Raw genomic sequence first — 15,807 nt, 5'->3', positions numbered from 1 at the left:
ATGCGTAGCTTGTCCTGCCCGGCCAGCTTGATATGGCGGTTCTTCTGCACCAGGTCGATGATCTTCATGGCGTCGATCGGCGGATTCGGCAGGAACTGCATGCTGATGGCTGTCTCGCTGGCGTCGATCTTGCGCACGCCCAGCGGCACCGCGGCAATGCGCAGCCGGTGGGTCTCGATCAGCGCCTGCGCCTGCGCCGGCAGGCGGCCGAAGCGGTCRATCAGCTCTTCCTGGATATCGTCCACGCGCTCGGCCGTCTCGCAGTTGGCCAGGCGCTTGTACAGCGACAGGCGTTCGTGCACGTCGGTGCAGTAGTCGTTGGGCAGCAGCGCCGGCGTGCCGAGGTTGATCTCGGTGGTGGCCGCCAGCGGCGCCATCAGGTCAGGCTCCTTGCCCGCCTTGAGCGCTTTCACGGCCGCGTTGAGCATGTCGGTATAGAGCTGGAAGCCGATCTCGTGGATCTCGCCCGACTGCTTGTCGCCCAGCACTTCGCCCGCGCCGCGGATCTCCAGGTCGTGCATGGCCAGGTAGAAGCCCGAGCCCAGTTCTTCCATCTGCTGGATGGCTTCGAGCCGGCGCTGCGCCAGCTTGCTCAGGCCGTCCACGTCGTGCACCAGCATATAGGCGTAGGCCTGGTGGTGCGASCGGCCGACGCGCCCGCGCAGCTGGTGCAGCTGCGCCAGGCCGAACTTGTCCGAGCGATGGATCAGGATGGTATTGGCGGTCGGCACGTCGATGCCGGTCTCGATGATSGTGGTGCACAGCAGGATGTTGTCGCGCCGCGCGACGAAATCGCGCATCACGCGCTCCAGCTCGCGCTCGTGCATCTGCCCGTGCGCCACGGCGATACGTGCCTCCGGCACCRGCTCGGCCAGCTTGGCGCGCTTGTTCTCGATGGTCTCGACCTCGTTGTGCAGGAAGTAGACCTGGCCGCCGCGCTTGAGCTCGCGCAGGATGGCCTCGCGCAGCACGCCGTCTTCCTCGCGCCGCACGAAGGTCTTGATGGCCAGGCGCTTCTGCGGCGCGGTGGCGATCACGGAGAAGTCGCGCAGGCCCTCGAGCGCCATGCCCAGCGTGCGCGGGATCGGCGTGGCGGTGAGCGTCAGCACGTCCACCTCGGCGCGCAGGGTCTTGAGCGCTTCCTTCTGGCGCACGCCGAAGCGGTGTTCCTCGTCGATGATGACCAGGCCCAGGCGCTGGAAGCGCACGTCGTCGGACAGCATCTTGTGGGTGCCGATCACGATGTCGGCGGTGCCGTCGTTGATCATCTTGATGGCGCCGTCGATCTCCTTCTTGGTCTTGAAGCGCGACAGCTCCACGATGCGCACCGGCCATTCGGCGAAGCGGTCGGAGAGGTTCTGGAAGTGCTGCTCGGCCAGCAGCGTGGTGGGCGCCAGCATGGCCACCTGCTTGCCGCCCATCACCGCGACGAAGGCCGCGCGCAGCGCCACCTCGGTCTTGCCGAAGCCCACGTCGCCGCACACCAGGCGGTCCATCGGCTTGCCCGAGGTCATGTCGGCGATCACCGCGGAAATGGCCGCGGCCTGGTCGGGCGTTTCCTCGAAGCCGAAGCTCTCGGCGAACTTCTCGTAGTCCCTGGGCGAGAGCGGGAAGGCGTGGCCTTCGCGCAAGGCGCGGCGCGCGTACAGGTTGAGCAGCTCGGCCGCCGTATCGCGGATCTGCTGCGCGGCGCGGCGCTTGGCGCGGTCCCACTGGCCGGAGCCGAGCGAGTGCAGCGGCGCGGTGTCGGGATCGGCGCCGGAATAGCGCGAGATCACGTGCAGCTGGTGCACCGGCACATAGAGCTTGCTGCCCTTCTCATAGTCCAGGTGCAGGAACTCTTCGTTGCCCTGGCCCAGGTCGAGCGTCACCAGGCCCTGGTAGCGGCCGATGCCGTGCTCGCTGTGCACCACCGGGTCGCCGATCTTGAGCTCGGCGAGGTCGCGCACCATCGAGTCGACCGCGCTGGCCTGTTCCTGCTTGCGCCGCCCGGTGCGGCGCGCCACGCCCGCGTAGAGCTCGGCTTCGGTGACGAAGACCAGCGGCATGCCGCCATCGGCCGCGGGCAGGGCGAAGCCGCTCTGCAGCGGCGCCACCGCGATGGAGAAGGGAGAATCGCCGGCCAGGAAGGCGGCGAAGTCATCCACCGGCAGCGGGCGCAGGCCGCTTTCGCCGAACAGTTGCAGCAAGGTCTCGCGGCGGCCGGCGGAATCGGCGCACATCAGCACGCGCCGGTCTTTCTTCAGCAGCAGCGCTTCGAGGTTGACCAGCGGATCTTCCGCGCGCCGGTTGACCGACACATCGGGCAATGCCTCGGCCAGCGGCGCGGCGTCGGTGGCGCCGGCCTGCAGCACCAGGCGCGCCAGCGGCTTGGCGGCGGCGAAGAACTGCTCGTCGGAGAGGAACAGGGCCGCGGGTGCGAGCAGCGGGCGCTCGCGGTCATGCCGCATGAAGTTGTAGCGCTGCGTGGTGTCGGCCCAGAAGCGGCGGATGGCGTCGGGCACGTCGCCTACGAAGGCGAGCTGGCTGCCCTCGGGCAGGTAGTCGAACGCGGTCGCGGTTTGCTCGAAGAACAGCGGCAGGTAGTACTCGATGCCGGCCGACGGTACGCCGTTGCCGATGTCCTTGTAGATCGGCGACTTGGTCGGGTCGCCCTCGAATATCTCGCGCCAGCGGCCGCGGAACGCGGTGCGCGCGGCCTCGTCGAGCGGGAATTCCCGGCCCGGCAGCAGGCGCACTTCCTTGACCGGATACAGGCTGCGCTGCGTGTCCGGGTCGAACGCGCGGATGGTCTCGATCTCGTCGCCGAACAGGTCGATGCGGTAAGGCAGCGCCGAGCCCATCGGGTAGAGGTCGATCAGCCCGCCGCGCACGCTGTATTCGCCGGGCCGCATCACCGCGCTCACGTGCTCGTAGCCGGCCAGCGTGAACTGGGCCTTGAGCGCGTTTTCGTCAAGCCGCTCGCCCTGCTTGAAGAAGAAGGTATAGGCCGCCAGGAAGGCAGGTGGCGCCAGCCGGTAGAGCACGGTCTGCGCCGGCACCAGCATGATGTCGCACTGGCCGCCCTGGATATCGTGCAAGGTCGCCAGGCGCTCGGAGACCAGGTCCTGGTGCGGCGAAAAGCTGTCGTACGGCAAGGTTTCCCAGTCCGGCAGCAGCCGCACGCGCAGTTCCGGCGCGAACCAGGGGATTTCTTCGGCCAGGCGCTGGGCATCGGTCGCGTTGGCGCACACCACGGCCAGCATGGGCACGCGCTCGCGGTGCTGGCGGGCGTAGGCGGCCAGCGCCAGCGCATCGGCGGAGCCAGGCAGGCCGGCGACGGTATTGCGCTGGCCTGCCTTGACCAGGGGCAGGTTGGCGAAGGGGGCGGGGCGAATGGCTTCGGGCATCGGGTACGGACTGGCGGTTGGCGTGCTGCGCGCGCTGTAGGTGTTTGGGCCTGGACGGAAAACCGCACGCAATCATGCGAAAAAGGCGCGCACGAAAGAGACCAGGCATGAATGCGCGGCCACGCAACGGCAACGCCCCGCCGGCGTCGCGGGCGGGGGGTGGGCGGTGCATGCGCCGCCCGCAAAAGACAAACGGGCCGCACGCTTTCATCGGCTTTTATCGCCCGCTTGTCCGCGGGCGAAGGCCGTATTATAGAATGCGCACCGAATCCACGTTTCAAGAAGCACGTTTCCATCGCCGCGTTTCCACGGCCGCGCCTGCCTGCCCCCCGAGGGGGCGGAATCCGCCGGCCTTGCAGCGCGTCCTGTGCCCCGCACCCACCTTGCTCCTTGCGCTATCCGTGTCTGCCCGCCGTTTTGCCCTGATTCCCTGTGCCGGTACCGGCAGCCGCGCCGGCGGAAGCCTGCCCAAGCAATACCAGACCGTGGCCGGCAGGCCGATGATCTGGTACGCACTCGCCGCCTTTGCTGCCTGTGACGCCATCAGCGCCACCGCGCTGGTGCTGGCGCCCGACGACATGCCGCTGGAGTCGCGCTTCGGCGCCGATGCCTTTGCCGGCCTGCGCTTCGATACCGCCTTCGTGGGTGGCGATACGCGCCACGCGTCGGTGCTGGCTGGCCTGCATCACCTGGCGCAGCTTGGCGCGACCGATCGCGACTGGGTGCTGGTGCACGATGCCGCGCGTCCCGGACTCACGCCCGCCATGATTCACGCGCTGGTGCGCGCGGTGGAGGGCGAGGGCGGCGAGGAAGACGGCCCCGACGCCGCCATCGGCGGCATCCTGGCCGTGCCGGTGCCCGACACGCTCAAGCGCGCCAACCCGGCGCCCGGCCAGAGTGCGGTGGTGCGCATCGGCGCCACAGTCTCGCGCGAAGGCCTCTGGCAGGCGCAGACTCCGCAGATGTTCCGCATCGGCGTGCTGCGCCAGGCCCTGCAGGAGGCGCTGGCGGCCGGCGCGGTGGTGACCGACGAGGCCAGCGCCATCRAGCGGCTGGGCCTGCATCCGCGCCTGGTGAACGGTTCGCTGCGCAACTTCAAGGTGACCTATCCGGAAGATTTCGCGCTGGCCGAACTGCTGCTGGGCGATGCCGCCGCGGTCAAGTCCTGAACTGCATTGCCTGATCCCGAATCCCGAACTCGTCTTTTTCCTCAAGGAGTGACGCTTCCATGACCCCATTCGATATCCGCGTCGGCCAAGGCTACGACGTGCACGCACTGGTGCCCGGCCGCAAGCTCATCCTGGGTGGCGTGGACATTCCCCACGACCGCGGCCTGCTGGGGCATTCCGACGCGGACGCGCTGCTCCATGCCATCACCGATGCGCTGTTCGGCGCGGCCGGCCTGGGCGATATCGGCCGTCATTTCCCCGATACCGATGCGCGCTTTGCCGGCGCGGACAGCCGCGCGCTGCTGCGCGAGGCGGCCAGGCGCGTGCGCGAGGCCGGCTACGAGATCGGTAACGTGGATGCGACGGTGATTGCGCAGGCGCCCAAGCTGGCGCCGCATATCGGCGGCATGGTAGCTAACCTGGCCGAGGATCTCGAACTGCCCGCGTYGAGTTGCAACGTCAAGGCCAAGACCAACGAGAAGCTCGGTTTCGAAGGCCGTCAGGAAGGGATCGTGGCGCAGGCCGTGGTGCTGATCTGGCGCGGCGCGATCACGCCTTCGCAGGACTGAAGACGCGGCTCGGGGGAGGTCGCCTCCAGGGGCGCGCGGGTAGTGGCGGCGTTCAGCCCGCGGGCGCGGCGGCGCCTTCGGGCGGCACGGCGTAGATGTAGTCGATCAGCCCGGCCATCGGCCCCGAGCGCGCACCGGCCTCGGTGCGCTTGACGAAGCCCATCTGCTGGCACAGCTGGTTGGCCGATTTCATCTCCGGCATGGTACGCACCAGCAGCGCACCGGCGCCGATGTCGCGCGCGCGCTGGATGCATACCTGCATCAGCGTGCGGCCCAGGCCGAGTCCGCGGGCCTGCGGGCTGACCGCCAGCAGGCGTGCCTCGGGCAGGGCCAGCGTGATGGTGCTGCCGTCCAGCGCCTGCAGGGTGGCGCCCGGGTGGCAGAACAGCACCGCGCCGCTGACGCCGTGATCGGTCTCGGCCACCCACCATTCCATTTCCGATGTGTTTGCCGCCAGTACGGATTTCATGCCCTGCTGGAACGATGCACGGCAATCCTCCATGATATCCAGCTCGTACTGCCCGTAAGCCTGCTGGGTCACGGCGGCGATGTCGCCCCAGTCATGCACGGCGGCAAGCCGGTAGCGAAAGCGCGGGGAGGTATGCGAGGGGAGGGTGCTCATGGCGAAGGGGGGCGAAGGCTGTGACCTTGCTGGATTGTAGGCCCTTCGGAGCACAAATGCAGTCAGTGAATTACCGACTTGGCGCGTCGGCAACAAAAGCCGGCGCGGCGGGACGGCTAGCGCCGTCCCGCCCGTGGATGCTTACTCTGCAGCGATCACATTGGCGGCTGCCACGATCACGGCGGCGATGCGGCCCACGTCACGCAGTTGCTGCGCCGTCATGCCTTGCTCGTTCTTGAGCAGATGGTAGTGCGACTTCACGCAGAACTGGCACTTGCCGACGATGGACGCCGCCAGCGCGTACATTTCGAAGCGGCGCTTGTCCACGCCGCCGTGCGTGGCGTACGCGTTCATGCGCAGGCCCGCGGGCTGGCTGGCCAGGTCGGGATCGTCGGCCATCTCGATGTACGGATACCAGACATTGTTCATGCCCATCAGCGCGGCGGCGGTCAGCACCGCGTTGGTTTCCTCGGGCGAGAGCACGCCGGCGTTGCGGATCGCATCGACGAGCACGCGGCTCTTGGCGGCGAAGGCGGCGGCCAGGGCCACGGCCACGGCATCATTGCCCTCGAGCGAGGAGCGCACGATGGTGCCGTCGAGGTTCAGGCGGATATCCTTGGCGTAGTCAGGAATCAGGCCCTTAATCGTGCTGATGAATTCCATACAAATCTCCTATCGGTACGGGCTCAAAAAACCCGCCATGGCGGGTTTCGAGGCGCGGGCCGAAGCCCGCGCGCAGATCGCCGCRGGCCGCCGGCAATGCATCACCGGCAGCCTGCGCAGCATGCAAGCGGTGCGGCTGCTTACAGCGTGGCGCCACCAACGGCGCGGTTGCACGGGCACAGTTCGTCCGTTTGCAGGCCGTCCAGGATACGCAGGACTTCGTCCGGGTTGCGGCCGACGTTCAGGTTGTTCACCGAGACGTGCTGGATGACATTGYCGGGGTCGACGATGAAGGTAGCGCGCAGGGCGACGCCGGCAGCGTGGTCACGCACGCCCAGCTGGTCGATCAGCGAGCCGGTCACGTCGGCGAATTGCCACTGGTCCAGCTTGCTCAGGTCCTTGTGTTCGCGGCGCCATGCCAGCTTCACGAATTCGTTGTCGGTCGAGCCGCCCAGCACGATCGCGTCGCGGTCGGCGAAGTCGCCGTTGAGCTTGGCGAAGGCAACGATTTCGGTCGGGCACACGAAGGTGAAATCCTTCGGGTAGAAGTAAATGATCTTCCACTTGCCTTCGAACGACTTCTCGGTGATGTCTTCAAAGGCCGACTGGCCATTCTCTTCATGGTTGTTGAAACCCGGCTTGACACCGACGACGTGGAAGGCTTCGATCTTGTCACCAACGGTCTTCATAGACTGCTCCTGGATACGGTTGAAGAGAGACGCTCGCGCTGCCGGCCAGCCGGGGGGGCGGGCCGCAGCGCAACGAACATGGATTATGCGTCATCCCCGCAGGCTGGGCTAATTGATATTCTCAAAGAGCCCGATAGCCAGCGCGGGAAGTCCGCGCGACCGGCAGTGCGTGCCAGGCGAGTGCCGGCTGACGACGAATGCCACGAATGCCGGCAGACGATAGTGGCCGCCTGATATTGCGGCCCCGTGTCAGCCAGGGCGGGGGCGCGCCGCACGCGTCGCATCGACCCGCCCGCCAGGGGCGGCGTGCCGGAACCGGAAGTCTACTCCACCGGCGCGCGCGGCGGTTCAGGCGGTCTTGCCCGCCGGCGCCGCATAGACGTGCTGCCGGCCGGCGCGGAAGATCACCAGCGTGGCGACCAGCCCGCACGCCGCGGCGAACATCAGCCACAAGCCGGGCGCGGCCTTGTTGCCGGTGCTGTGGATCAGGTAGGTGGAGATCGCCGGCGTGAAGCCGCCGAACAGGGCCGTGGCCAGGCTGTACGCGAGCGAAAAGCCTGCCGTGCGCACCGCGGGCGGCATCACTTCGGTCAGCGTCACCACCATGGCGCCGTTATAGCTGCCGTAGAGGAAGGACAGCCACAGCTCCACCATCAGCAGGCGGCTGAACGACGGTTCTGCCACCAGCCACGACACCGCCGGGTAGGCCGTGACCAGCGTGGCGATGGTGAAGATGATCAGCAGGGGCTTGCGGCCCACGCGGTCCGACACGGCACCCATCAGCGGCAGCCAGATGAAGTTGGACAGGCCGATGCAGATGGTCACGACCAGGTTGTCGACATCGTCGAGCTTGAGCACGGTCTTGCCGAAGGTCGGCGTATAGGCCGTGATCATGTAGAACGACACGGTGGTCATCACCACCAGCAAGCAGCCGGCAACGATGATGCGCCAGTTCTCGGCCATCGAGCGGTAGATCTCGCTGATGCTGGGGCGATGCTTGCGCGTCTTGAACTCCTCGGTTTCCTCCAGCGAACGGCGGATCAGGAACAGGAAAGGCACGATCAGGCAGCCGATCAGGAACGGCACGCGCCAGCCCCATTCGCCCATCTGCTCGGGCGACAGCAGCGAGTGCAGTATCACGCCGAGCAGGCCGGCGAAGATCACCGCCACCTGCTGGCTGGCCGATTGCCAGGCCACGTAGAAGCCCTTCTTGCCGGGCTTGGCGATTTCGGCCAGGTAGACCGAGACGCCGCCCAGTTCCACGCCGGCCGAAAAGCCCTGCAGCAGGCGGCCCGCCAGCACCAGCAGCGGCGCGGCCACGCCGATCGAGGCATAGCCCGGCACGCAGGCGATCAGCAAGGTACCCAGCGCCATCAGCACCAGCGTCAGGATCAGGCCTTTGCGGCGGCCGTGATGATCGATATAGGCGCCCAGCACGATGGCGCCGAGCGGGCGCATCAGGAAGCCCGCGCCGAAGGTCGCGAGCGAAAGCATGAGCGAAGCGAACTCATTGCCGCTGGGGAAGAACGTCTTGGCGATGGCGGYGGCGTAGAAGCCGTACACCATGAAGTCGTACATTTCCAGGAAGTTGCCGCTGACGACACGGAACACGGTACGGAACCCGTGCTGCTGGGATGGGGAGCTTGACATGTGGCTGTCTCTCGCAGACGCCGCCGGTTGGTCCCGGTGGCTTGATTGTGGTGATGACGGTCAGCGTGGCGGAGGCACCGTTCCCGGGCTTTTGCCTTGTCCTGGGGCGGCCTCCGRCTGATGGCGGGAGTGTGCGCCGGGGCGCTGTCATTCCGCTGTCAAAGGGCTTTCAAACAGATATCAATGGCTGTCGAAAACCTGTCAATGCGAGAGCGGGGTGTGGGGAGCGCCACTTGTCGGGTGCCACAGGAGTCGGCTTCGCAAGCCCGTGCGCGCCCGCAAAAGCGAAAGGCCATCGCGCGGTGCCCAGGCGGGCGCCGCGCGATGGCCTTCGATATGCGCGCCGGAACGTTGGCGCGAAGTGGCGGGAACGAGCGCCTAGGCCCGCTTGAAGAAGGCGCTGACCACCAGCCCGGTGCGCGGGGGCGGGCGGTTGGCCAGCATCAGCCTGCCGCCGTTGCGTTGCAGTATCCGGTTGACGATCGACATCCCCAGGCCTGCACCCTTGGCTTCGCTGCGCGCGCCGTCGAGCCGGTAGAACGGCCGGGTCAGCAGCGGCAGTTGCGCCTCCGGCACGCCGCTGCCATTGTCGGCCACGGTCAGCACCGCTTCCTTGTCCTCGATGCGCGTGCTGATCTCGACCACGGCCACGCCGTTATCCTCGTCCTTGGCATAGCGCCGGGCGTTTTCCACCAGGTTGTCCAGGATGCGCTGCACTTCCATGCGGTTGGCGACGGCCATGACCGGCTCGCCGGCGCGCACATGCACGCGCACGTCGTCGTGCGCGCCGTAGACGCCCACCGCGTCCTGCACCAGCGCCGACAGGTCCACCGGCTCCACGGTTTCCAGCGCCGGCCGCGCATAGTTGAGGAACTGGCCGATGATGGCGTCCATCTGCTCGATGTCCGCGATCATGGCCTCGCGCGTGGAGTCGTCCACGGGCGACATCTCGGTCTCCAGCCGCAGCCGCGTGAGCGGGGTGCGCAGATCGTGCGAGATGCCGGCCAGCATGACCACGCGATCGTCGTCGAGCTGGCGCAGGTCGTGCACCATCTGGTTGAAGCTGTGATTGGCCAGCGCCACTTCGCTGGCGCCGTGCTCGGGCAACGTGGGCGGGTCGCCGCCGCCGCCGATGGCGCGCGCCGCGTTGGCCAGCCGCTTGAGCGGGTGGTTGACCAGCGAGGTGATGAAGGCGGCGCCGATGATCGACAGCAGCAGCGCGGCGATACTCCACCATAGCCACTGGATGCCTGGCACGCGTTCGAAGCGCTCGGGGCTGATCGCTACCCAGTAGTCATCGCCCTCGATCTCGAAGCTGACCCACACGCCGGGAATATCGTTGACGGTGGTGGCGAGGACGGTGTCCTCGCCGAGCCGGCCGCGGATCTCCTGCTGCACCAGCTGGGTCAGGAAGGGGTTCGTGGTCGGTACCGAGAAGTCGTCGTCTTTCTCGCGCGGGTAGACCTTGATGCCTTCGTTCTGCACCAGGTCGAGCAGCAGGAAGCGCCGCCGCGCGGGGTCGGAATAGAGCAGGGCAGCGCGCGTGAGCTTGACCACGCTGACCACCTGCATGGCAATCTGCTGGGCGCGCGGCGCGCGTTCGAAGAGCCGGTAGCTCTGGAACCAGATACCCAGCGAGAGGGCCAGCAGGAGGGCGATCAGCATGAAGGTTCGCCAGAATAGCGAACCGAACAGGCGCGTAGCCGTGCGGCTGAAAACAGTCGCCACGATCCCCGGCGCCTTACTTCACGCCATCGGGGATGAATACGTAGCCGAGGCCCCAGACCGTCTGGATGAAGCGCGGGTTGCCCGGGTCGGGCTCGATGAGCTTGCGCAGGCGGGAGATCTGCACGTCGAGGCTGCGGTCGAAGACTTCATACTCGCGGCCGCGCGCCATTTCCATGAGCTTTTCGCGCGACAGCGGCTGGCGCGGATGGCGGGCAAATACCTTGAGCACCGAGAATTCGCCGGTGGTCAGGGTGATTTCTTCGTCGTTCTTGGTCAGCGTGCGCGTGGCGAGGTTGAGCACGAAGTCGCCGAAGGCGAACGTTTCCGGCGTCTCCGACGGTGCGCCGGGCACTTCGGCCGGGCCCTTGCGGCGCAGCACCGCATGGATGCGTGCGATCAGCTCGCGCGGGTTGAACGGCTTGGGGAGGTAGTCGTCGGCGCCCATTTCGAGCCCGACGATGCGGTCGACGTCCTCGCCCTTGGCGGTGAGCATGATGATGGGCGTCTGGTCATTGGCGCCGCGCAGGCGGCGGCAGATCGACAGGCCGTCCTCGCCGGGCATCATCAGGTCGAGGACCAGCAGGTCGAAGCGCTCGCGCAACCACAGCTTGTTCATCGCGGTGGCGTTTTCCGCTACCAGTACCGTGAAGCCCTGTTCGCCAAGGTAACGGCGCAGCAGGTCGCGCAGACGGGGGTCGTCGTCTACGACGAGAATCTTGTGACTGGTATTTTCCATGGCGGTATCTTAGCGACAATCGCTTTCGGTCAAAATGGCTTAACAAAAGGTTACATACTTTACCGCGTGGTATGGCGGTGCGCATCCACCCTGCTTGTACACTGCCGCATACCGTTTCCGCAGCTGCCTCCGCGCGCGCTTTTTCTGCTCTGTTCGCGTGCTTTGTCAGCGCATTTCGCGGTTGCCTGCCAGGCTGGCAGGCAAGCCCCGACGGCGTGCGGCTGGATAACGGGATTTCCGGCTTCCGGCGGCCAGACGGCCGCTGTTTCAGAAGCTAAAACCGCTATTATCAATGAAAGTCACCCGCAAGCGCGCCGGGCAACTCCTTTATCATGCCGGCGCGACGGCAGTACTGCTGCTTGCCGCCGGCGCAGCGCTCCCCCAGTCGCCCGGCATCGCACATCTGCTGCCGGCACCGGGCCGGGCGGCTTCCCCCGTCGCTCCCATGCCCGCGGGCACTCCCAATGGCCTCGGCGCCCGCGACGGGTTTCCCCGCAACGACCGCGAGCGCCTGAACCAGGACGAGGCGCGCGCGCACGCCGGCAAGGCCCGCGCCGAGCGCAGCCTCAATGACCGCCTTCCGCGCACCTTGCCCAACGACAAGCTGTCGCCCGACGAGCGACGCAAGCTGCGCCAGAGCCTCTACGACCTCGGCAGGGAGATGTACCAGGGCGGCTGACGCCACTCTGGCATGAGCTTGCCACCATTCGTGGCAGCGGGGATATCGGCGTCCGTCCTACTTGGCCGGGTCCGGGCTTGCACGTGGCTGCCGGCCCCGGCGGCGCAACGCGCTCAGGGCAGGCCGGCGTGCGGCACTTCCACCTCGGTCATCAGGACATGGCCAAGGTGGGAGGCACGCCGCTGCGCCTCGTCGAAGTTCGGCGCCGCGGCGAGGAACAGGGTCCTGCCGTGCGGGCCACCCAGCGCGGCGGCAAAGACGCCCGTGCCGCAGGCGATTTCCTCGGCGATATGGCCGCCCGGCATGACCCGCAGCACGCGGTTGCCGATCGCATCCGCCACCCACAGCGCGCCTTCGGCATCCTGCGCGCAGCCGTCCGGTGCGACCCTGGCGCCGCCCAGGACCTGCGCCAGTTCGGTCCCGGCAGGCTGGCTGCCGAACAGCGCCCAGTCGCGCCGCGGGCCCAGCGAGCCATCGTCGTGCAGGTCGAAGGCCGATATGCGGTTGCCCAGGGTCTCGCCCACCACCAGCGTCTTGCCGTCCGGCGTGATCACCGAGCCATTGGGGAAGAACAGGCCATCCGCCACCACCGACACCGTGCCGTCCGGGTCGACGCGCGCCAGGCTGGCGGTGCGCATCGGCGCGCCGGCCATCAGGTCGAAGCCGAAATTGCCGACGTAAGCGCGGCCGTGCCGGTCGACCACCATGTCGTTGACGTGCCCGGTGGCGACGGCCGAGAGGTCGGCGTGCACCGCCAGGCTGCCATCGGGCTCGCGCCGCAGCAGCTTGCGGTCGCGCATGGAGACGATCAGCAGGCGCCCGTCCGGCAGCCAGCCAAGGCCSGACGGCTGCTGCGGCACCTCGGCGATCTGCTCCACGCTGCCGTCCAGGCTCACCGCGATCACCCGCTGGCTATAGAAGTCCGAGAGCCAGAGCCGGTCCTCATGCCAGCGTGGGCCTTCCAGGAAGGTGTGGCCCTCCGTCAGCACCGACAGTCTGCGTTGCGCCATGCGCGTCTCCTTTGTGATCTTTCGATCTTGTGATTGGTGTGCCTTTCATCCAATACGATTTACGGGGAGACCGCAAGCGCACCGCGCCCGGACAGCAAAGCGGGATCAGGCGCGCGGCTGGAAATGCCGCAGGAAATCGACGAACACCTCGGCCGCGAGCTGGGCGTCTTCGGCGGTGATGGTCTCCAGCGGATTGTGGCTGATGCCACCGTTGCCGCAGCGCACGAACAGCATGGCCACATCGGTGATGCGCTGCATCATCATGGCGTCGTGGCCGGCGCCCGAGGGCAGCTCGAACGCGTCCAGCCCGCGCTTCCTGAGCACGGCGCCGAACTGGTCCATCAGCCAGCGCGCGCAGGGCGCATTGTTGACCGGCGTCACCCGTTCGACCTCGGCGGCCAGGCCGCGGCGCGCCGCGATGGCCTGGATGCCGGCCAGGATGTCGGCGATGGCGGCTTCGCGGATGGCGTCCTCGCCGGCACGGATGTCCATCGAGAACACGCATTCGGCGGGAATGACGTTGCTGGACCCGTTCGGCACCTGCAACTGGCCGACGGTACCCACCAGCGTCGGCGCCTCGCCGCAGCGCCGCTCCACCAGCAGCACCATCTCGGCGGCGGCGGCGGCGGCATCCTTGCGCATGGTCATGGGCGTGGTGCCGGCGTGGCTGGCGAGGCCCTGCACGCGCACCTGGAAACGGCTGCTGCCGGCGATCTGCGTCACCACGCCGAGCGGCAGTTCGTGGTGGAGCAGGACCGGCCCCTGTTCGATATGGACTTCGACGAAGCCGTGCAGGGTGGCAGGGTCGACCGCAGCAGCCCGCAAGGCATCGGGGTCGCCCGCGCCCGGCAGGCCGGAGGTGGCCAGCGCTTCGCGCATCGTTACCCCATCGGTATCGCTGCGCTCCGGCAGGGCCGGGTCGAAGCGGCCGGCCAGCACGCTGCTGGCCAGGAAGCTGGTCTTGAAGCGCAGCCCTTCCTCCTCGGCAAAGGCCACCACGTCGAAGTGGTAGGGCAGGCGGATGCCGGCCGCGTTGAGCGCACCCGCCACGGCGACCGGCAGCAGGATGCCGAGCCGGCCGTCGTAGCGGCCGCCGTTGCGCACCGTGTCGAAGTGCGAACCCGTCATCAGCACGCGGGCCGCTTCGCCCGCGGCGGGATCGGCGGCGTAGCGGCCGATCACGTTGCCAATGGCGTCGATGCGCACCGCCATGCCGGCTTCGCGCATCCAGTCAGCCAGCTGGGCTTGCGCGGCGCGGTGGGCCGTGGTCAGGTAGGCGCAGGTCAGGCCGCCTTCCATGTCCGAGAAGCGCGCCAGCGCGGCGGCCTGGTCGAGGATGGCCTGGCCGAGCGACAGGCTGGCTTGCGGGGATTGGGCGGATTGGGCGGATTGGCTGGGTTGGGCCGATGGGGTCATGGCAGGCAGGGCAGGGGGAAGCGCAAATGGCCGCACGCCCTTGGGCGGGCAGCGCGGATCAGGACAATCAGATTCAGGATGATAGCGCCGGCGCGCCGGGGGCGGTGCCTAGCGGTTGAGCATCCACGTCTTCCATGCAATCCACAGCTTGCGCATGGGGGTGAGCGAGATGCGCTGGCCGAGCACCTGGAAGTCGCTGGCCTCGAGTTCGTCGAGCAGCGTCTGGCAGAGCGCGCCCATCACCAGGCCGGCGCGCTGGGCACGGCGGTCGGTGCGCGGCAGCAGGGCCAGCGCCTCGCGGTACAGCGTGCGCGCCTGGCCGGCCCGTTCGCGCATCAACGCCACGAAGCGGTCCGAATGCGTGCCCTGGGTGATCTCCGAGGCAGGCACCTGGAAGCGCTGCAGCGTGTTTACCGGCAGGTAGATGCGGCCGCGGCGCGCGTCCTCGCCCACGTCGCGCAGGATATCGACCATCTGCAGCGACAAGCCGAGCTTTTCGGCGAATTCGAGCGTGCGCGGATCCTGGTAGCCGAGCATGCGCGCGCTCATGGTCCCGACCACGCCGGCCACGCAATGGCAATAGCGCGCCAGCGCGATGTCGTCGAGGTAGCGGGACTGGGTCAGGTCCATCTCCATGCCTTCGAGCACCTCGCCGAACATGGCCTGCGTCAGGCCGCTGGCCTGCAGGTGCGGCTGCAGCGCCTTGGTCACCGGGTGGGTGGGGGCGCCCCTGAACATCTGGCCGAGTTCGTTGCGCCACCAGGCAAGCTGCTGGTGCGCCACGCTTTCATCGTGGGTGTCATCGACGACCAGGCTGAGTTCCTTGCACCAGGCAAAGAGCGCGGTCATCGCCTGCCGCCGCGCGGGGGGCAGGAACAGGAGGCTGTAGTACAGGCTGGAGCCGCTCGCGGCGGCTTTTTCTTGGCAATACTGATCGGGCGTCACGCCGTTCTCGGGTCGGTGAAGTGGGGCATTCCGCGGTGCGCGGCGGGGTCCGCGCGGGCGACGCGGCGGATTGTAGCACTGCGCTCGCGCGGCCCGCGCCGCCGCCGCCGCGGGTGCAGCGGATGCAGCGAGGGGCCGGAACGCGCGCAAGGTCTCGCCCGGACACGGCTGCGGCATTTCGCCACTGGAGCCAGGCTGCGGCCTGGCGCCTGTGCTTTCTGCGCCCGGCCGGCCGGTCCGCGGGCGCTTTTGGCTGTGTCCGTCGCGGATGGCAATTTGACGCATCCGGGTCAGCCCCGCTATATTACTGACCGACGAGTTATTAAATTCGCCATCGTCCCGTGCATAGCCCGCAGTCCCACCGCGCAGTCCCACCGATCTCACGCTTAACTCATGCCAGTGCCTTGTCCCAGGCCGGATGTTGCGGCCGTCGATGTGCTTTTCCCATCGCTTCCTGATGTTGCCAGGCCCGCTTCCGGGACTGGCGGGCTGCGCATGCCCGGACGGGTCACCACGCTGGCGCTGGCCTGCCTGCTTTGCCT

The 15,807-nt window shown here is 67.8% G+C and carries 13 protein-coding genes; 3 read left to right on the top strand and 10 right to left on the bottom strand.

Going from position 1 to position 15,807, the window contains the following annotated elements:
* Nucleotides 1-3,389, bottom strand: a 3,389-nt coding sequence (mfd, locus tag AC1DO7_RS30945) for a transcription-repair coupling factor (RefSeq protein WP_477116950.1), incomplete at its 3' end; no start/stop codon positions are given.
* A gap of 401 nt (nt 3,390-3,790) precedes the next feature.
* Here mfd and ispD point away from each other — a divergent pair.
* Together ispD and ispF are read left to right on the top strand one after the other, a co-directional pair.
* On the top strand, nt 3,791-4,558 hold the full coding sequence (gene ispD / locus AC1DO7_RS30940) for a 2-C-methyl-D-erythritol 4-phosphate cytidylyltransferase (RefSeq protein ID WP_477116949.1): 768 nt from the start codon (nt 3,791-3,793) through the stop codon (nt 4,556-4,558).
* A gap of 59 nt (nt 4,559-4,617) precedes the next feature.
* Entirely contained in the window at nt 4,618-5,127 is a 510-nt protein-coding gene (gene ispF / locus AC1DO7_RS30935) for a 2-C-methyl-D-erythritol 2,4-cyclodiphosphate synthase (RefSeq protein WP_477116948.1), read from the top strand.
* 52 nt (nt 5,128-5,179) lie between these two features.
* On the opposite strand, the gene AC1DO7_RS30930 is transcribed toward ispF, so the two are convergent.
* The 6 genes from AC1DO7_RS30930 to ompR all read right to left on the bottom strand — a co-directional run bounded on the left by AC1DO7_RS30930 (nt 5,180) and on the right by ompR (nt 11,215).
* Nucleotides 5,180-5,749 (bottom strand): GNAT family N-acetyltransferase, encoded by a 570-nt coding sequence (locus AC1DO7_RS30930; RefSeq protein WP_441616000.1) that lies wholly within the window; start codon nt 5,747-5,749, stop codon nt 5,180-5,182.
* Between the two features lie 141 nt (nt 5,750-5,890).
* Nucleotides 5,891-6,412: a carboxymuconolactone decarboxylase family protein gene (locus AC1DO7_RS30925; protein WP_441615999.1), complete on the bottom strand. Its 522-nt coding sequence runs from the start codon at nt 6,410-6,412 to the stop codon at nt 5,891-5,893.
* Nucleotides 6,413-6,552: 140 nt separating this feature from the next.
* Complete coding sequence (locus tag AC1DO7_RS30920) at nt 6,553-7,101, bottom strand: peroxiredoxin (RefSeq protein WP_477116947.1); 549 nt, start codon at nt 7,099-7,101, stop codon at nt 6,553-6,555.
* A gap of 348 nt (nt 7,102-7,449) precedes the next feature.
* Nucleotides 7,450-8,751, bottom strand: coding sequence for a tricarballylate/proton symporter TcuC (tcuC, locus tag AC1DO7_RS30915; protein ID WP_477116946.1), 1,302 nt, complete (start codon nt 8,749-8,751; stop codon nt 7,450-7,452).
* Between the two features lie 378 nt (nt 8,752-9,129).
* On the bottom strand, nt 9,130-10,479 hold the full coding sequence (locus tag AC1DO7_RS30910) for an ATP-binding protein (RefSeq protein ID WP_441615993.1): 1,350 nt from the start codon (nt 10,477-10,479) through the stop codon (nt 9,130-9,132).
* 13 nt (nt 10,480-10,492) lie between these two features.
* Nucleotides 10,493-11,215, bottom strand: a complete 723-nt coding sequence (ompR, locus tag AC1DO7_RS30905; protein ID WP_006576352.1) for an osmolarity response regulator transcription factor OmpR — start codon at nt 11,213-11,215, stop codon at nt 10,493-10,495.
* 292 nt (nt 11,216-11,507) lie between these two features.
* Between ompR and AC1DO7_RS30900 the strand changes: the two genes are divergently transcribed.
* Nucleotides 11,508-11,894, top strand: a complete 387-nt coding sequence (locus tag AC1DO7_RS30900) for a hypothetical protein (RefSeq protein WP_441615991.1) — start codon at nt 11,508-11,510, stop codon at nt 11,892-11,894.
* 113 nt (nt 11,895-12,007) lie between these two features.
* Here AC1DO7_RS30900 and AC1DO7_RS30895 read toward each other — a convergent pair whose 3' ends face one another.
* The 3 genes from AC1DO7_RS30895 to hpnD all read right to left on the bottom strand — a co-directional run bounded on the left by AC1DO7_RS30895 (nt 12,008) and on the right by hpnD (nt 15,265).
* Nucleotides 12,008-12,904 (bottom strand): SMP-30/gluconolactonase/LRE family protein, encoded by an 897-nt coding sequence (locus tag AC1DO7_RS30895; protein ID WP_441615989.1) that lies wholly within the window; start codon nt 12,902-12,904, stop codon nt 12,008-12,010.
* A 105-nt stretch (nt 12,905-13,009) separates the two neighbouring features.
* Nucleotides 13,010-14,320 (bottom strand): Zn-dependent hydrolase, encoded by a 1,311-nt coding sequence (locus AC1DO7_RS30890; RefSeq protein WP_441615987.1) that lies wholly within the window; start codon nt 14,318-14,320, stop codon nt 13,010-13,012.
* Nucleotides 14,321-14,428: 108 nt separating this feature from the next.
* Nucleotides 14,429-15,265, bottom strand: a complete 837-nt coding sequence (gene hpnD / locus AC1DO7_RS30885; protein WP_441615985.1) for a presqualene diphosphate synthase HpnD — start codon at nt 15,263-15,265, stop codon at nt 14,429-14,431.
* Nucleotides 15,266-15,807: the final 542 nt, after the last annotated feature.

The sequence above is a fragment of the Cupriavidus sp. 05N40 genome, assembly GCF_056397305.1.
The sequence above is the reverse complement of the archived record's forward strand: the minus strand, read 5'-3'. Positions and strand labels throughout refer to the sequence as shown.

Bases quoted from the DNA above. Each gene is read 5' to 3' on its own strand.
- AC1DO7_RS30930 (WP_441616000.1), bottom strand. From the start codon at position 5,749: ATGAGCACCCTCCCCTCGCATACCTCCCCGCGCTTTCGCTACCGGCTT.
- AC1DO7_RS30925 (WP_441615999.1), bottom strand. From the start codon at position 6,412: ATGGAATTCATCAGCACGATTAAGGGCCTGATTCCTGACTACGCCAAG.
- ompR (WP_006576352.1), bottom strand. From the start codon at position 11,215: ATGGAAAATACCAGTCACAAGATTCTCGTCGTAGACGACGACCCCCGT.
- AC1DO7_RS30900 (WP_441615991.1), top strand. From the start codon at position 11,508: ATGAAAGTCACCCGCAAGCGCGCCGGGCAACTCCTTTATCATGCCGGC.
- AC1DO7_RS30890 (WP_441615987.1), bottom strand. From the start codon at position 14,320: ATGACCCCATCGGCCCAACCCAGCCAATCCGCCCAATCCGCCCAATCC.